Annotated in this window: 11 protein-coding genes; 3 read left to right on the top strand and 8 right to left on the bottom strand. The window is 65.5% G+C overall.

Features of this window, described 5'->3' with window-relative positions:
* Position 1: 1 nt before the first annotated feature.
* The 8 genes from LDO41_RS23530 to LDO41_RS23495 form a co-directional block, all read right to left on the bottom strand.
* Positions 2 to 2,164: a TonB-dependent siderophore receptor gene (locus tag LDO41_RS23530; RefSeq protein WP_223992618.1), complete on the bottom strand. Its 2,163-nt coding sequence runs from the start codon at positions 2,162 to 2,164 to the stop codon at positions 2 to 4.
* Between the two features lie 163 nt (positions 2,165 to 2,327).
* Positions 2,328 to 3,230 (bottom strand): 50S ribosomal protein L3 N(5)-glutamine methyltransferase, encoded by a 903-nt coding sequence (gene prmB, locus LDO41_RS23525; RefSeq protein WP_223992617.1) that lies wholly within the window; start codon positions 3,228 to 3,230, stop codon positions 2,328 to 2,330.
* Between the two features lie 14 nt (positions 3,231 to 3,244).
* Entirely contained in the window at positions 3,245 to 4,396 is a 1,152-nt protein-coding gene (gene dapE, locus LDO41_RS23520; RefSeq protein ID WP_223992615.1) for a succinyl-diaminopimelate desuccinylase, read from the bottom strand.
* Between the two features lie 47 nt (positions 4,397 to 4,443).
* Positions 4,444 to 4,791 (bottom strand): arsenate reductase, encoded by a 348-nt coding sequence (locus LDO41_RS23515; RefSeq protein ID WP_223992605.1) that lies wholly within the window; start codon positions 4,789 to 4,791, stop codon positions 4,444 to 4,446.
* Entirely contained in the window at positions 4,788 to 5,183 is a 396-nt protein-coding gene (locus LDO41_RS23510) for a hypothetical protein (protein ID WP_223992603.1), read from the bottom strand. Before LDO41_RS23510 ends, LDO41_RS23515 begins: the two co-directional genes overlap by 4 nt.
* A 21-nt stretch (positions 5,184 to 5,204) precedes the next feature.
* A complete protein-coding gene (gene dapD / locus LDO41_RS23505) occupies positions 5,205 to 6,032 on the bottom strand; it encodes a 2,3,4,5-tetrahydropyridine-2,6-dicarboxylate N-succinyltransferase (protein ID WP_223992598.1) in 828 nt (275 codons plus the stop codon).
* Positions 6,033 to 6,110: 78 nt separating this feature from the next.
* On the bottom strand, positions 6,111 to 7,322 hold the full coding sequence (gene dapC / locus LDO41_RS23500; protein WP_223992839.1) for a succinyldiaminopimelate transaminase: 1,212 nt from the start codon (positions 7,320 to 7,322) through the stop codon (positions 6,111 to 6,113).
* 52 nt (positions 7,323 to 7,374) lie between these two features.
* Entirely contained in the window at positions 7,375 to 8,178 is an 804-nt protein-coding gene (locus tag LDO41_RS23495) for a ferritin-like domain-containing protein (RefSeq protein ID WP_223992595.1), read from the bottom strand.
* 331 nt (positions 8,179 to 8,509) lie between these two features.
* Between LDO41_RS23495 and smc the strand changes: the two genes are divergently transcribed.
* From smc to ligA, 3 genes are read left to right on the top strand one after another with little or no spacing between them, the layout of a single operon-like run.
* Positions 8,510 to 12,025 (top strand): chromosome segregation protein SMC, encoded by a 3,516-nt coding sequence (gene smc, locus LDO41_RS23490; protein WP_223992594.1) that lies wholly within the window; start codon positions 8,510 to 8,512, stop codon positions 12,023 to 12,025.
* Positions 12,026 to 12,071: 46 nt separating this feature from the next.
* On the top strand, positions 12,072 to 13,463 hold the full coding sequence (locus LDO41_RS23485; RefSeq protein WP_223992585.1) for a cell division protein ZipA C-terminal FtsZ-binding domain-containing protein: 1,392 nt from the start codon (positions 12,072 to 12,074) through the stop codon (positions 13,461 to 13,463).
* Positions 13,464 to 13,473: 10 nt separating this feature from the next.
* The gene (ligA, locus tag LDO41_RS23480; RefSeq protein ID WP_223992583.1) at positions 13,474 to 15,612 is read left to right on the top strand and encodes an NAD-dependent DNA ligase LigA; all 2,139 of its coding nucleotides are present in this window, start codon (positions 13,474 to 13,476) and stop codon (positions 15,610 to 15,612) included.
* Positions 15,613 to 15,621 lie beyond the last annotated feature (9 nt).

Raw genomic sequence — 15,621 nt, 5'->3', positions numbered from 1 at the left:
TTCAGTATGAAATCTTCGCGCTCAGGCTGACCGCGCGCGGATCGGCCGGCTGGATGTAGTTCGCATACTGGAAGCCCCAGTAGCGCTTGTTGGTCAGGTTGCTCAGCGCGGCGCGCAGCGTCACTTCCTTGCCCGCGATGCGCGTGTTGTACGTGGCGCCGAGGTTCAGTACCGTGTAGCCGCCGAGCGTCAGGTCGCCTTCGGGACGCGCCTTCACGTTGCCCGTGTACTTGCCGTCGATGCCAACCTTCAGGCCCGGCACGATGGGTACGCGATAGGCCAGACGGCCGGTCAGCATGAAGTTGGGCGCGCCCGCCACACGGTTGCCGACGTTGAACTGTCCCTGATCGTAGTAGCTGTCCAGGTACATTGCGCTGCCGCCGACTTCCCACTGCGAACCGATGCGGGCGCCCGCGGCCAGTTCCACGCCCTGGTAGATCGACTTGCCGTCCTGCACGAACACCGGCAGCGTGCCGGCACCCGCGTCACGACCATACTCGGTGCGTTGTTCGATGCGGAACAGCGCGGCCGTGGCATTCCAGATGCCTTGCTCTGTCTTGGCGCCGACTTCGTACTGGCGGCTCTTCGCGGGCGTCAGGCCCTGACCGGCGTTCGAGTAGAACGACGACACGACACCACCGCCGTCGAACGACTCGACGTAGCTGGCGTACAGCATCGTGCTCGGCATCGGCTTGAACATGATCGCCGCGGTCGGCGTCAGCAGGCCATGCTTCGTGTAGTTCGAGTCGCCGCCCACGGTGCCCGGCGCGCCGTAGCCGTTCTGCTCGTAGTTCGTCACGCGCAGACCGCCCAGCACCGACCACTTGTCGGTCAGGTGCACGGTGTCGCTGACGAACGCGGCCTTCTGCGTGGTATCGCCGGCGCGATACTTGGCCATGCCCCACTGGCTCCAGTACTGGCCCACGTACGGTGCGAACAGGTTGCCGCCGGGCAGCGGCGTGTTGACGAAGTTGCTGCTGTAACGGTCGATCTGTTCCTGCCAGCTCAGGCCTGCTACCAGTTCATGGCGCAGGAAACCGGTGCGGAACTTGCCCTCGACCATTGTCGTCCAGTTCGTGAACTGCTGGCTTTCGGAGCCGTCGTAACGCAGGTCGGTGTAGTCGCCGGACGCGCCCGAGAGGAAGAACGTCGACTCGTTACGCGTGCGCGATTGCTTGCTGAAGCTGTACGTGGTGCTGACGGTCCAGTCGTCGGCCAGCTTGTAGCGCAGGCCGGTCTGGTACACCTGCAGGTTCGAGAAGAAATGCGCATCGGGGCCGGCGTACAGGCCGCCACGGCCGCTGATCACGCTCGGCAACTGGCCGCCGGCCGGAATGCCGCCGACGTAGAACGACGGCGTGCCGCCCCAGCTGTTGCGATCCTGATAGATGCCGTCGAAGGTCCACGTCAGATCACGCGTGATGCGCGCGTCCAGGCCCAGCGACACGGAATTGCGGTTCAGGCCCACGGCGTTGCTGGGCTTGCCTTCCTCGTGCGTGAGGTTCAGGCGGTAGCCGAACATGTTGTCCGGGCCCGCGCGACCGCCGAGGTCGACGTGCTCGGTCCAGACGTGCGACGAGCGATAGCCGAGGTCCACGCTGGCGGTGAACGTGTCGGTCGGCTTCTTGGTCACGTAGTTGACCGTGCCGCCCGGATTGCCAAAGCCGTACATAAAGCCCGACGCGCCCTTGAGCAGTTCCACCTGTTCGAGCTGCTCGTAGGGCAGGGTCAGGCCGTACGCGATAAACGGCATGCCGTTGATCTTGTACGCGTTGCGCCAGTCGAGCTGCAGACCGCGCACGGTGGTGTACGACGCCCACGCATTGCCGGGGTTGCTGTTGTCCGTGACCGACGCGTCGTTGAAGAACACGTCGCCGATCTTGGTCACCGCGCGATCGGCCAGGTCTTCACCACTTACGACGGTGGTCGAGAACGGCGTGTCGAGCTGCGTGCGGTTACCGAGCGCACCGCCCGAGGCCTTCTTCTCGAGCTGCGGCCCGAAGTCGACGGATTGTTGCGCGCTCACGGTAACCGCGGGCAGCGCGGCTTCCGGCGCCGGTTGTGCGGTCTGGGCCAGCGCGGCCCCGCAGAGCGGGAAGCCGGCCAGCACCACCGTACGGGCGAGAGCAGCAATGGGACGAACGCGAGGAGAACGGAGGGTCATGACGAGGGCGATAGGAGAAAAGGCCAGAAATAGAAATGCGAACTACTCGCATTACCATTCGCAAAGGGCCGAATGATCCTATCGCCGCGTCAGCGCGTCAAGCAAACGTGCGAATTGCAACAAAGAAGCGTGGCGGAGTTGCCACTGTTGCGGTTTGTGGAAACTAGCCGGGCAGCGCTTCGTAGGTTACGAGGAACACCTGCTCGTCACCGGCACTGACCGGCAGCCACACGATCTCGAGGTCGGGGAAGGCCGCCTCGACGTTCGCATGCTCGTTGCCGATCTCGACTACGAGCACGCCACCGGGGTTCAGGCGCTTCTTCGCACCGGCGATGATCCGACGCACGATGTCCATGCCATCGTCGCCCCCGGCCAGCGCCATGCGCGGCTCGGCCTGGTACTCGGGCGGCAGGTCGCGCATCGACGTCTCGTTGACGTACGGCGGATTGGTCAGGATCACGTCATACGTGGCGCCTGCCGGCAGCGGGTCATAGAGGTCGCCCTCGTACAGCGAGATACGATCCTCCATGCGATAGTCCGCCACGTTACGGCGGGCGACGGCCAGCGCGTCCGGCGACAGGTCCACCGCATCGATCTTTGCCCGCGGCCACACATGCGCCGCGATGATCGGCAGGCAGCCGGAGCCCGTGCATAGTTCCAGCACGGGGCCAATCTGCGCGATGTCGCCGACCCACGGCTCGAGACCTTCCTGCAGCAGTTCGCCGACGAAGCTGCGCGGCACGATCACGCGCGAATCCACATAGAAGCGCAGACCATGCATAAACGCTTCGTGCGTGATGTACGCGGCCGGCACACGCTCGGTCACGCGGCGCTCGATCACGGCCAGCACCGCGTCGATTTCGTCGGGCAGCAGGCGCGCGTCCAGGAACGGATCGAGCGTGTCCAGCGGCAGCGTCAGCGTATGCAGCACGAGGTATGCCGCTTCGTCGTAGGCGTTGGCACTGCCATGGCCGAACGAGAGCTTCGCCCCGTGAAAGCGCGAGACCGCGTAGCGCAGCAGATCGCGCACAGTGCGCAGAGGGGAGTGAGAAGCAGTAGGGGCCATGATTGAAATACGGATTAGGCGATCAGACGTTCGAGCACGCCGCGGTAGACATTCTTGAGCGGCTCGATAAAGCGGACTTCCACGTGCTCGTCGATCTTGTGAATGCTCGCGTTCGGCGGACCGAACTCGATGACCTGCGGGCAGATCTTGGCAATAAAGCGGCCATCGGAGGTACCGCCGGTCGTCGACAGCTCGGTCTTCACGCCGGTCTCGGCCGCAATGGCGTCCGTGAGCGCGGCCGACAGCTCGCCGCGCGGCGTCAGGAACGGTTCGCCGCCCAGCGTCCAGTCGAGTGTGTAGTCGAGCTGGTGCGCGTCCAGAATCGCATGCACACGCGCCTTGAGCCCGTCCGGCGTGCTGGCCGTCGAGAAGCGGAAATTGAAGTCGATGGTCACGTGGCCCGGAATCACGTTGGTCGCGCCGGTGCCGCCATGGATATTCGACATCTGCCACGTGGTGGGCGGGAAGTACTCGTTGCCGGCATCCCACGTCTCGCCCACGAGCGCGGTCAGCGCGGGCGCGGCCAGGTGAATCGGATTGCGCGCTAGGTGAGGGTAGGCGATATGGCCCTGCACGCCTTTCACCGTCAGCTTGCCCGACAGCGAACCGCGGCGACCATTCTTGACCATGTCGCCGAGCGTATCGACCGAGGTCGGCTCGCCAACCACGCAGTAATCGAGCCGCTCACCACGCGCGCGCAGCGCCTCCACCACCTTGACGGTGCCGTCGTGCGCGGGGCCTTCCTCGTCGCTGGTGATCAGGAACGCGATGGAGCCCGCATGCGCGGGATGCGCCTTCACGAATTCCTCCACGGCCACCACGAAGCCCGCGATCGACGTCTTCATGTCGGCGGCGCCGCGGCCGTACAGCTTGCCGTCGCGGTGCGAGGGCAGGAACGGGTCGGACGACCATTGATCGAGCGGGCCGGTGGGCACCACGTCGGTATGGCCGGCGAAGGCCAGCAGCTTGCCCTCGGTGCCACGCGTGCCACGCTTGACCGCCCACAGGTTGGTCACGCGGAAGTCGTCGGGGCCGCTGACGATGGCCTCGCAGGTAAAGCCGAGCGCGTTCAGGCGCGATTCGAGCACGGCCTGGCAGCCTTCGTCGGCGGGCGTGACCGAGCGACGGCGCATCAGGTCTTCAGTGAGGGCGAGCGTGGAGTTCATGAACGGAAATCGCTTGGAAAAGACCAGTGCTTGTAAAAGACCGGTGCTTAGAAAATGCCGGAATACTGTTCGGGTTTGAAGCCGACTTCGACCTTGCCGCCGGAGGCGAGCACCGGCCGCTTGATCAGCGACGGGCTTTGCTGCATCAGCGCGATCGCGCCGGCTTCGCTCTCGGCGCTGGCTTTCTCGGCGTCCGACAGCGCACGGTACGTGGTGCCCTTCTTGTTGAGCAGCGTGGCCAGCGGCACGTGCGCGAGCCACCCGCGCAGCAGCGCCTCGCTCACGCCTTGTTTCTTGAAGTCGTGAAACGTGTAGTCGACGCCGTTGTCGGTCAGCCAGGTACGCGCCTTCTTGACGGTGTCGCAGTTGGGAATGCCGTAGAGCAGGACGGTCATGATGAGCGGAGCAGAAGGTTGAGGGCGATCACGAGCGCGCCGATGCCGAGCGCGACGCCCGCCATGGCCACCGCCGTCATCAGCCGCAGGCGGCGGTCGAGCCGGCCAGCTTCCTTGCGCAGGGCCTCGACCGTGATCGCATGTTGTTCGGCCAGCAGCTTGACCGCCTCCGCCTGCTGCAGCGCCGCGGCTTCGAGTTCGGCAACACGAGCGTCAACCCGCGCCGCACGTTCCGGCTCGCCGAGCGCGCCCGCGGCCGGCCCATCAGTGCCCTCAGACGTGCCGTCCTTGCGCCGTCCCTTCTTGATCTTCTCGATGGTCTTGTTGGCCTGTTCGAGAATGGTCGGCAGCAGGGACAGTACGGTGCCGACGGTGGCGGGGTCCAGTGCCATGAGTCGCTGGCCGCTTGGCGATCAGTCGCCGCGCAGCAGGTCGTTCAGGCTGGTCTTGGCGCGCGTCTGGGCGTCGACCTTCTTGACGATGACCGCGCAGTACAGGCTGTACGAACCATCCTTCGACGGCAGGTTACCGGCCACGACCACCGAGCCAGCCGGCACGCGGCCGTAATGGATCTCGCCGGTTTCGCGATCGTAGATCTTGGTCGATTGACCCAGGTACACGCCCATCGAGATCACCGAGTTCTCTTCGACGATCACGCCTTCCACCACTTCCGAACGCGCGCCGATAAAGCAGTTGTCCTCGATGATGACCGGGTTGGCCTGCAGCGGCTCCAGCACGCCACCGATGCCCACGCCACCGGACAGGTGCACGTTCTTGCCGATCTGCGCGCACGAACCGACCGTGGCCCACGTATCGACCATCGTGCCTTCATCGACGTACGCGCCAATATTCACGTACGACGGCATCAGCACGGCGTTCTTCGCGATAAACGAACCGCGACGCGCCACGGCGGGCGGCACCACGCGGAAGCCGGCCTTGGCGAAGTCGTCGCCGGTCCAGTTGGCGAACTTGGTCGGCACCTTGTCGTAGAACTGGGCAAAGCCACCGGCGCTCATCGGCGCGTTGTCTTCCAGGCGGAACGACAGCAGCACGGCCTTCTTGATCCACTGGTTGACGATCCAGTCCTTGCCTTGTTTTTCGGCCACGCGCAGCGCGCCCGAATCCAGTTGCGAGATCACATTGGCAACAGCCTCGCGGATATCGGCGGGGGCGGACTTCGGCGACAGGCTCGTGCGGTCTTCCCAGGCCTGGTCGATCAGGGCTTGCAGTGCTTGCGTCATGGTGGTCTTCTCAGTCGTAATGGTAAAAATCGGTGCGATGCCCGTGGTGTCGGCGCGGCATCGCGCAAGATGTCTGGGTCAGCCCAGCGAGCGGCAAAAATCAACAATGCGGCGTGCGCCCGCGCGGCATTCCTCGGGCGTGGCGACCAGCGCCATACGCACGCGGTTGACGCCCGGATTCACGCCATGCGCGTCGCGCGCGAGAAAGCTGCCCGGCAGCACCGTCAGGTTCTGCGCGGCCAGCAGCTGGCGCGCGAACTCGGTGTCCGACAGGCCCGTGCGCGACACGTCGGCCCACAGATAGAACGCCGCATCGGGCAGCGCGACGTCGAGCACGTCCGCCAGCATTGGCGTGACTTCGCGAAACTTCTCGACGTACGCCGCGCGATTGTCGCGCACATGCACTTCATCGCTCCACGCGGCCACGCTGGCGGCCTGCACGGTCGCGCTCATCGCGGTGCCATGGTACGTGCGGTACAGCAGGAATTTCTTGAGCAGGGCCGGATCGCCAGCCACGAAGCCCGAACGCAGGCCCGGCACGTTCGAACGCTTGGACAGGCTCGAGAACATCACCAGACGTTCGAACCCGCGGCCGAGCTGATGCGCGGCCTGCAACGCGCCCAGCGGCGGATTGGCTTCGTCGAAATAGATTTCGGAGTAGCACTCGTCCGAAGCGATCACGAAGCCATGGCGATCGGACAGCGCGAACAGCTGCTTCCAGTCTTCGAGCGACATCACCGCGCCAGTCGGATTGCCCGGCGAGCAGACGTACAGCAGTTGCACGTCGGCCCAGGCCACATCGGGAATCTGCTCGAACGCGGGCGCGAAGTTGCGCGCCGGATCGCTGTTGGCGAACAGCGGGCGCGCGCCGGCCAGCAGCGCCGCGCCTTCGTAGATCTGGTAGAACGGGTTCGGACACACCACCAGCGGATTTGCGCTTTTACCAACTGAGGAGGCATCGATCACGGTCTGCGCGAACGCGAACAGCGCCTCGCGCGAGCCCGCCACGGGCAGGACCTCGGTCAGCGCGTCGACCTGCGGCAACTGATAGCGGCGTTCGAGCCAGCGCGCGATGGTCTGGCGCAGCCCGTCGGAGCCGATCGTGCTAGGGTAGACCGCCAGGCCGCCCAGCGACTCGATCATCGCGTCCTTGATGAACTGCGGCGTCGGATGCTTGGGCTCGCCGATGCCGAAGCTGATCGCCGGAATGTCGGCGGGCTTCACGTCGGCCACCAGCGCGCGCAATTTCTCGAAAGGATAGGTCTGGAGCAGGTCGAGGCGCGGGTTCACAGTGGCTTGGGAATGCATGCGGTGGAAACGCAGCATTATAATGGAATGCGCCTCAGCGCAGAATCGCCAGCGAGACCATTGCCACCAGCGGGCGATGCACCAGCCGCTCGATACGCGCATGCAGGTGCAGCGGCCGCAGCAGCATCTTGATCGTCATCTCGATCGGCAGGTTGTGCCGCACCATGTCGCTACATTGGGAGTTCAGCGCCGCGACGTCCGCATCGGGAATGTCGTCCCGGCCACGCTCCACGCGCAGGATGTTGCGCAGCGAGATGTCGGCGTCATCGTTCTTGATCTCCAGCAGTCTGCGCGCGATCACGCCGAGCACTTTCAGGCGCCCATGGCGCTCGCGGTCGTTCAGATCGTTGAAGTAGCGGAAGAAGTGCTTGTAGTGGCGCACCTCGTCGCTCGAGATGCGGCGAGCCAGTTCGCGCAGCACCGGTTCGTCGCTGGCAGCCTCCAGCGCCCGGTAATAGGACGCGGTGCCGGTCTCGACCACACAGCGCGCGGCCATCTCCAGCGCGCGCGAGGTCTCGAGGTTGTCGTCGTTACAGGTCAGCCGGTATTCGCCGAAGAAGCGTTCGTAGCCGGCGGCCCAGTCGAACTCGGGCCAGACATGCTCCACATAGCGGCGCAGCGACAGTCCATGCTGCAGCTCCTCGCCTTCCCACTGCTGCTTGAGCCAGGCCGCGGCTTCGGGCGTGTCCGCATAGTGGCGCGCCAGATTGCCGGCGTAGGTGTCGGAGCCGCTCTCCATGAAGGAGGCGGAAGTCAGCAGGTAGAACAGCGTCCGATTGTCGCGCACGCGCGCGACGTCGATCGCGGCGTAATCGATTTCGTCGACCGACCACGTCATGTGGCTTTCTCCATGTTGTTCTGGTCGTAACCCCCGGAGATTCTGCCCGATTTGCAATATGTCAGTCTGATGTCGGTGCAATCTGTTCTAGAGACTGGTTAAAGCATGACGCGCAAGTCGCGGATGTACAACGGTTTTACCTACGTACATCAGGGGCTTTCGTGCCGCGCGCAACGGTCGATAAAGCGGCCGACAGGCTGTTTCGCGATGGTATGATTGTCGCCATTCTGCCGGGCATTCCAGCTGGGAAGTTGCTTATACGGCACTCCATGGTTGTATTAGGTATGTCCCGTGCTTTCCGATCCGTAACGCCGAAACCACACACGACAACGTGCGACTGTCCTCGATCAAGCTGGCGGGCTTCAAGTCCTTCGTCGATCCCACCAATTTTCAAGTGCCGGGCCAACTGGTCGGCATCGTCGGTCCCAACGGCTGCGGCAAATCGAACATTATTGATGCCGTGCGCTGGGTGCTGGGCGAATCACGCGCGTCGGAGCTGCGTGGCGAGTCCATGCAGGACGTCATCTTCAACGGCTCCACGGCGCGCAAGCAGGCGGGCCGGGCCAGCGTCGAACTCGTGTTCGACAACGCCGAAGGCCGCGCGGCCGGGCAGTGGAGCCAGTACGCCGAGGTGGCCGTCAAGCGCGTGCTGACGCGTGACGGCACCTCTTCGTACTACATCAACAACCAGCCGGTGCGCCGCCGCGATATCCAGGACATCTTCCTGGGCACGGGCCTTGGCCCGCGCGCGTACGCGATCATCGGGCAGGGCATGATCTCGCGGATCATCGAGGCCAAGCCCGATGACATGCGAATCTTCCTCGAGGAAGCCGCGGGCGTATCCAAGTACAAGGAACGCCGCCGCGAAACCGAGAATCGTCTGTCGGACACGCGCGAGAACCTGACGCGCGTGGAAGACATCCTGCGCGAACTCGGCTCCAACCTCGACAAGCTCGAGGGCCAGGCCGAAGTGGCGCAGCGCTTCAAGACGCTGCAATCGGAAGGCGAAGAGAAACAGCATCTGCTGTGGCTGCTGCGCAAGCGCGAGGCGCTGACGGAGCAGGAACGCCACCAGCGCGCGATCGAGCAGGCGCAGATCGACCTCGAAGCCCAGACCGCGCAGCTGCGCCACGTCGAGGCCGAGCTCGAGACCATGCGCGCCGCGCATTACACCGCGTCCGACGGCATGCACGCCGCGCAGGGCGCGCTGTACGAGGCCAACGCCACGGTCAGCAAGCTCGAGGCCGAGATCCGCTTCGTTGTGGAATCGCGCAACCGCACGCAGGCACAGATCGCCGCGCTGACCGCGCAACGCGAGCAATGGCAGGGCAAGGCCGAGCAGGCTACCGACGAGCTCGCGGAAGCCGAGGAGAACCTGGCTCTGGCAGAGGGTCGCACGGTGGAAGCGCAGGAGTCCGTCGCGGTGAAGACCGACGAGCTGCCGACGCTCGAGGCGCAATGGCGCGAGGCGCAGCAGCGCCTCAACGAGCAGCGCACGGGCATCATGCAGGCCGAGCAGTCGCTCAAGCTCGAAGCCGCGCAGCAGCGCAACGCCGATCAGATGCTGCAGCAGCTCGAGCAGCGCCGCGAGCGTCTGTCGCTCGAGGAGAAGGGCCTCGACCGGCCCGACGAAAGCCGTCTGGAGGAACAGCGCGAAGAGCTGGCCGAGCAGGAAGCCATGCTCGAGGAAGCGCAGGCCGTGCTGATGGACAGCGAGGACAGCGTGCCGCGTCTGGACGCCGAGCGTCGCACCGCGCAGGAGCGCGTGCAGAGCGAGGCCGCCGCTATCGCGTCGCTGGAAGCGCGTCTGGCCGCGCTGCGCCAGTTGCAGGAGAACGTGCAGACCGACGGCAAGGTCCAGCCCTGGCTGGAACGCCACGGTCTGGCTGAATTGCCGCGGCTGTGGAAGAAGGTACATATCGAGCCGGGCTGGGAAAACGCGCTCGAATCGGTGCTGCGCGAAAAGCTGGCCGCGCTCGAGGTCTCCAACCTCGATTGGGTCAAGGCATTCCTGTCCGACGCACCGCCGGCGAAGCTTGCGTTCTACTCGCCGCCGCCTGCCGCGCGGTCCGTGGAGACGCCGGCCGGCCTGCGTCCGCTGATGTCGCTCGTGCAGATTACCGAGCCCGGCATTCGTGCGGTCATGCAGGACTGGCTCGCCGATATCTACACCGCCAACGACATCGCGCAGGCCATGGCCGCGCGCCAGACGTTGCCCGATGGCGCGTCGTTCGTGCTGGCCGAAGGCCATCTGATTGGCCGCAATGCGATTCAGATCTATGCCGCCGACTCGGAGCAGTCCGGCATGCTCGCGCGCGAGCAGGAAATCGAGAGCCTGCAGAAGCAGGTGCGCGCGCAGACGTTGATGTCCGACGAGGCCAGGAGCCAGGCCGTGCGCGCCGATGCGGCGTACACGCAGGCCAGCCAGGCGCTGAGCGAGGCGCGGGGCCGTGCCGAGCAGGCCACGCGCCGCGTGCACACGTTGCAGATGGACGTGCTCAAGCTGTCGCAGGCGATGGACCGTTTCTCCGCGCGTAGCGGCCAGATTCGCGACGAGCTGAGCGAGATCCTCGCGCAGATCGAGGAGCAGCGCGCGGTGCGTGCCGAATCGGAAGCCTCGTTCGAACAGCACGATGCCGCGCTGGCGGACCTGCAGGCCGCGCACGAAGACCAGCAGATGGCCTTCGACGCGCTGGACAGCAAGCTCGCGTCCGCGCGCAACACGCTGCGCGATATCGAACGCGCCGCGCAGGAAGCCCTGTTCGCGGAGCGCAACCTGGCGGGGCGCATCGACGAACTGCGCCGCAATATCCAGATGGCGGCGGACCAGTCGGAGCGGATTGCCGAATCGCTCGAGAACGCACGTGCGGAGCTCGAGACGATCAACGAGCAGACCGCGCATACGGGTCTGCAGGAAGCGCTCGAAGTCCGCGCCGAGAAGGAAGAGAAACTGTCGGCCGCGCGCATCGAACTCGATGCCCTGTCGGCACAGTTGCGCCAGTACGACGAGCAGCGTCTGGCCGCCGAACGCAGCCTGCAGCCGCTGCGCGATCGCATTACCGAGTACCAGCTGAAGGAGCAGGCCGCGCGCCTGAACCAGGAACAGTTCAGCGAGCAGTTGACCGCCGCGGAGGTCGATGAGGCCGCGCTGGCGGACAAGCTCACGGGCGACCTCAAGCCGTCGTACCTGCAGGGCGAAGTCACGCGCCTCAACAACGCGATCTCCGCGTTGGGTCCGGTCAATATGGCCGCGCTCGACGAGCTGGCCGCCGCGCGCGAACGCAAGACGTTCCTCGACGCGCAGTCGGCCGATCTGAACGACGCGATCAATACGCTCGAGGACGCCATCGCCAAGATCGACCAGGAAACGCGCGCGCTGCTGCAAGGCACGTTCGACCAGGTCAATCATCATTTCGGCGAACTGTTCCCGACGCTGTTCGGCGGCGGGCAGGCGCGTCTGATCATGACCGGCGAGGAAATCCTCGATGCCGGCGTGCAGGTCATGGCGCAGCCGCCGGGCAAGAAGAACTCGACGATTCACCTGCTGTCCGGCGGCGAGAAGGCGCTGACCGCGATCGCGCTCGTGTTCGCGATGTTCCAGCTCAACCCCGCACCATTCTGTTTGCTGGACGAAGTGGACGCGCCGCTCGACGACGCCAACACCGAGCGCTACGCGAACATGGTGGCGCGCATGTCGGACAAGACGCAGTTCGTGTTTATTTCGCACAACAAGATTGCAATGGAAATGGCTCACCAGCTCATCGGCGTGACGATGCAGGAGCAGGGCGTGTCGCGCATCGTCGCGGTGGATATGGACGCCGCGGTGTCGATGGCGGAGGCAGCATGATCACGATGACGACCACTACCACTCTGGGATGGGAGGCCGCCGCCTGATGGAATTGCAGAATGCCCTGATCATCGCCGGTGTCGTACTGCTGCTGTTGCTGGTGGCGTACAACCGTTGGCAGATTCACAAGTCGCGCCGCGTGCGGCCGCTGATGCCTGAAGACGACCTGCCGCCGATGCGCGAGCCGGTGGTGGGCAAGACCGTGCGTCCGGAGACGGCGGCCAAGCTCCAGGAAACGCCGCCCGAGCATGTCGCGCGCCGCGAACCGACGCTCGGCGATGCCGGCAAGGTGTCCATGGGTGCCGGCGATGCGCATGACGCGTCGGTGGCCGCTGCGGCAGCGCATGCCGCGGCCGGTGGCGCGGAGGCCGACGAGGCCGTGGCGGATGAAGTCGCCGCGGCCGTCGCGGTGGCCCAGCAGCCCGCTGCCGATGACGCAGCCGGCGACGCCGCGCAAATTGCCGCGGCCACGCAGGCCACGGCACGCGCGGAGGCGCGGTCCGCGCAACCGCTGCCGCAGGCCGAGACGATCGGCAAAGCGGAATCCGGGTCGGAGTCGAGCCAGCTCGATGACCAACTCGCTGGCCAACTCAGTGGCCAACCTTTGCCGGCCGTGATCGATCCGCTCATCGACTGTATCGTGCCGATGCACCTCGAACGCAAGGCGTCAGGCGATCGCATCCTGCCGCTCACGGGGCGCCTGCGCCGCGCGGGGACCAAGCAGGTGCATATCGAAGGCCTGCGCGTGGAAGCGAACGCATGGGAGCCCGTGACCGCGGGCCACCAGTACGAGGACCTGCAGGTGGCGGTGCAGCTGGCCAATCGCAGCGGCCCGCTCAACGCGCTCGAGTTCTCGGAATTCGTCAACGCGGTGGAGGCGCTGGCGGAAGCGCTCGATGCCTCGGCCGAGTTGCCGGACATGACCGAGACCGTGGCCAATGCGCGCGAGCTCGATGGGTTTGCCGCAGGCTGCGATGTGCAGCTGGGCGTCAACGTGATTTCCGATGGCGCGCCGTGGTCGGCCGCGTACGTGCAGAACGTGGCCACGCAGGATGGGCTCGTACTGTCGCGCGACGGCACGCGCTTCTCGCGCTATCAGGCCGATGTCGACGGTGTGCAGCGTCCGCTGTTCACGCTGCAGTTCGGCGATACCAACTTCCTGCGCGACGATCTGACCATCAACGCCGGCGGCCAGATCACGCTGCTGCTGGATGTGCCCGTGGCCGCTCAGGCGACCAAGCCGTTCAAGACGGTGTGCGAGTACGGCTACAGCCTGGCGCAGCGCATGGGCGCGCAGCTCGTCGATGACAACATGCGTCCGCTGAGCGAAGCGTCGTTCGTCGCGATCTTCGGTCACCTCGAAAAGCTTTACGAAAAGCTCGAGGCGCGTGGCATGCCGGCTGGTTCGCCCGTCGCGCAACGGTTGTTCAGTCTGTAGGAGCGCCGCGATGACCGGAAATACCCGTGGCGCGCAGGCACAGTCCTCCGCGCCGGTTGGCGCTTCTGACGCGGCAACCCGTGTGCAATGGCTGCGCGACGAACTCGATCGCTACAGCTACGAGTACTACGTGCTCGACGCGCCGACCGTTCCCGATGCGGAATACGACGCGCTGTTCAGCGAGTTGCAGGCGCTGGAGACCGAACATCCCGAACTGCTGACCGACGACTCGCCGACGCAACGCGTGGGCGGCGCGCCGCTGGCCGCGTTCGACGCGGTGCGCCATCGCATGCCGATGCTGTCATTGAACAACGGCTTCGAAGACGACGACGTGGTCAACTTCGATCGCCGCTGCGCGCAGGGCCTCGGCCGTCCGGCACCGGCCGCCGAGGAAGCGCCGCAGGATCTGTTCAGTCAGGCCGATGCCTCCGCAGGTGCGGTCGAATACGCGGCCGAGCTCAAGTTCGATGGCCTTGCCATGTCGCTGCGCTACGAGCACGGCAAGCTCGTGCAGGCCGCCACGCGCGGCGATGGCGAGACCGGCGAGGACGTGACCGTCAACGTGCGCACGATCAAGGCGATTCCGCTCAAGTTGCGGGGTCAGGCACCCGAAGTGCTCGAAGTGCGCGGCGAGGTATTCATGTATCGCGCGGACTTCGATAAGCTCAATGAACGCCAGGCGGAAGCCGGCGAGAAGACCTTCGTCAATCCGCGCAACGCGGCCGCCGGTAGTCTGCGGCAGCTGGATCCGCGCATTACCGCCAAGCGGCCGCTGTCGTTTTTCGCCTACGGCCTTGGCGAGTTGCAGGGGGCGGACCGCCCAGTCACGCACAGCGTGATGCTGGACGGTTTCGCGCAACTGGGTTTGCCGGTCTGCACCGAGCGCAAGGTGGTCAAGGGCGTGCAAGGCCTGCTCGGGTTTTATCGCGAGATTGGCGCGCGCCGCGACCAACTGCCGTACGACATCGACGGGGTGGTCTACAAGGTCAATGCGCTGGCGGAGCAGGAGCAGCTTGGCTTTGTCTCGCGCGCGCCGCGCTTTGCGCTGGCGCACAAATTCCCCGCGCAGGAAATGACCACGGTGGTCGAGGACATCGAAGTGCAGGTGGGCCGCACGGGCGCGATTACGCCGGTGGCACGGCTGGCGCCGGTGTTTGTCGGCGGCGTCACGGTGACCAACGCCACGCTGCACAACGAGGACGAAATTCGCCGCAAGGACGTGCATATCGGCGATACCGTGATCGTGCGTCGCGCGGGCGACGTGATTCCCGAGGTCGCGGCCGTGGTACTCGAACGCCGGCCCGCGGATGCGCGCGCGTTCGTCATGCCGACCGCATGCCCGGTGTGCGGCTCGCATATCGAGAAGCTGGAAGGCGAGGTCATTGCGCGCTGCACCGGCGGCCTGATCTGCGCGGCCCAGCGCAAGCAGGCGCTGCTGCATTTCGCGCAGCGTCGCGCCATGGATATCGAAGGGCTCGGCGACAAGCTCGTGGAGCAACTCGTCGACCAGGGCATCGTGCGCACGCCAGCCGATCTGTACAAGCTCGGCGTGATGAAGCTCGCGGCGCTCGATCGCATGGCGGACAAGTCGGCGGCCAATATCGTCACGGCCATCGAGAACTCGCGCGCACCGGTGCTCAATCGTTTCATTTTCGCACTGGGCATTCGCCACGTCGGGGAATCTACCGCCAAGGATCTGGCCAAACACTTCGGCAAGCTGCAGGCGGTGATGGATGCCGACGAAGCGGCGCTGCTCGAGGTCAACGATGTGGGCCCCGTGGTGGCGCAGTCGATCGCCAATTTCTTCGCCGAGGAGCACAACCGTCAGGTCATCGAGGATCTGCTGGCATCGGGCGTGACGCCGTCGGAGAGCGAACCGGCCGCGCGCGTGCCGGCGCCGCTCGCGGGCAAGACGTTTGTGCTGACCGGCACGCTGCCCACGCTTTCGCGCGAAGATGCGAAGGAGCGGCTGGAAGCCGCGGGCGCCAAGGTGGCCGGTTCGGTGTCGAAGAAGACCGACTACGTAGTGGCCGGTGCCGAGGCGGGCAGCAAGCTGGAAAAGGCACAGGCACTCGGCGTGGCCGTGATCGACGAGGATGGCATGCTGGCGCTGTTAGCGGCGGGTGCAGAACAGCCGGACGCTGGCTGAACCGGAGGA

This window comes from Cupriavidus pampae (genome assembly GCF_914271485.1).
Classification (GTDB): Bacteria; Pseudomonadota; Gammaproteobacteria; order Burkholderiales; family Burkholderiaceae; genus Cupriavidus; species Cupriavidus pampae.
Note: the sequence above shows the minus strand (reverse complement) of the source record. Positions and strands in the feature narration are given on the sequence as shown.

Excerpts from the sequence above, each read along its gene's own strand:
- LDO41_RS23510 (WP_223992603.1), bottom strand. The coding sequence starts at position 5,183 with ATGGCACTGGACCCCGCCACCGTCGGCACCGTACTGTCCCTGCTGCCG.
- LDO41_RS23495 (WP_223992595.1), bottom strand. The coding sequence starts at position 8,178 with ATGACGTGGTCGGTCGACGAAATCGATTACGCCGCGATCGACGTCGCG.
- LDO41_RS23485 (WP_223992585.1), top strand. The coding sequence starts at position 12,072 with ATGGAATTGCAGAATGCCCTGATCATCGCCGGTGTCGTACTGCTGCTG.
- ligA (WP_223992583.1), top strand. The coding sequence starts at position 13,474 with ATGACCGGAAATACCCGTGGCGCGCAGGCACAGTCCTCCGCGCCGGTT.
- dapD (WP_223992598.1), bottom strand. The coding sequence starts at position 6,032 with ATGACGCAAGCACTGCAAGCCCTGATCGACCAGGCCTGGGAAGACCGC.
- LDO41_RS23530 (WP_223992618.1), bottom strand. The coding sequence starts at position 2,164 with ATGACCCTCCGTTCTCCTCGCGTTCGTCCCATTGCTGCTCTCGCCCGT.
- LDO41_RS23515 (WP_223992605.1), bottom strand. The coding sequence starts at position 4,791 with ATGACCGTCCTGCTCTACGGCATTCCCAACTGCGACACCGTCAAGAAG.
- prmB (WP_223992617.1), bottom strand. The coding sequence starts at position 3,230 with ATGGCCCCTACTGCTTCTCACTCCCCTCTGCGCACTGTGCGCGATCTG.
- dapE (WP_223992615.1), bottom strand. The coding sequence starts at position 4,396 with ATGAACTCCACGCTCGCCCTCACTGAAGACCTGATGCGCCGTCGCTCG.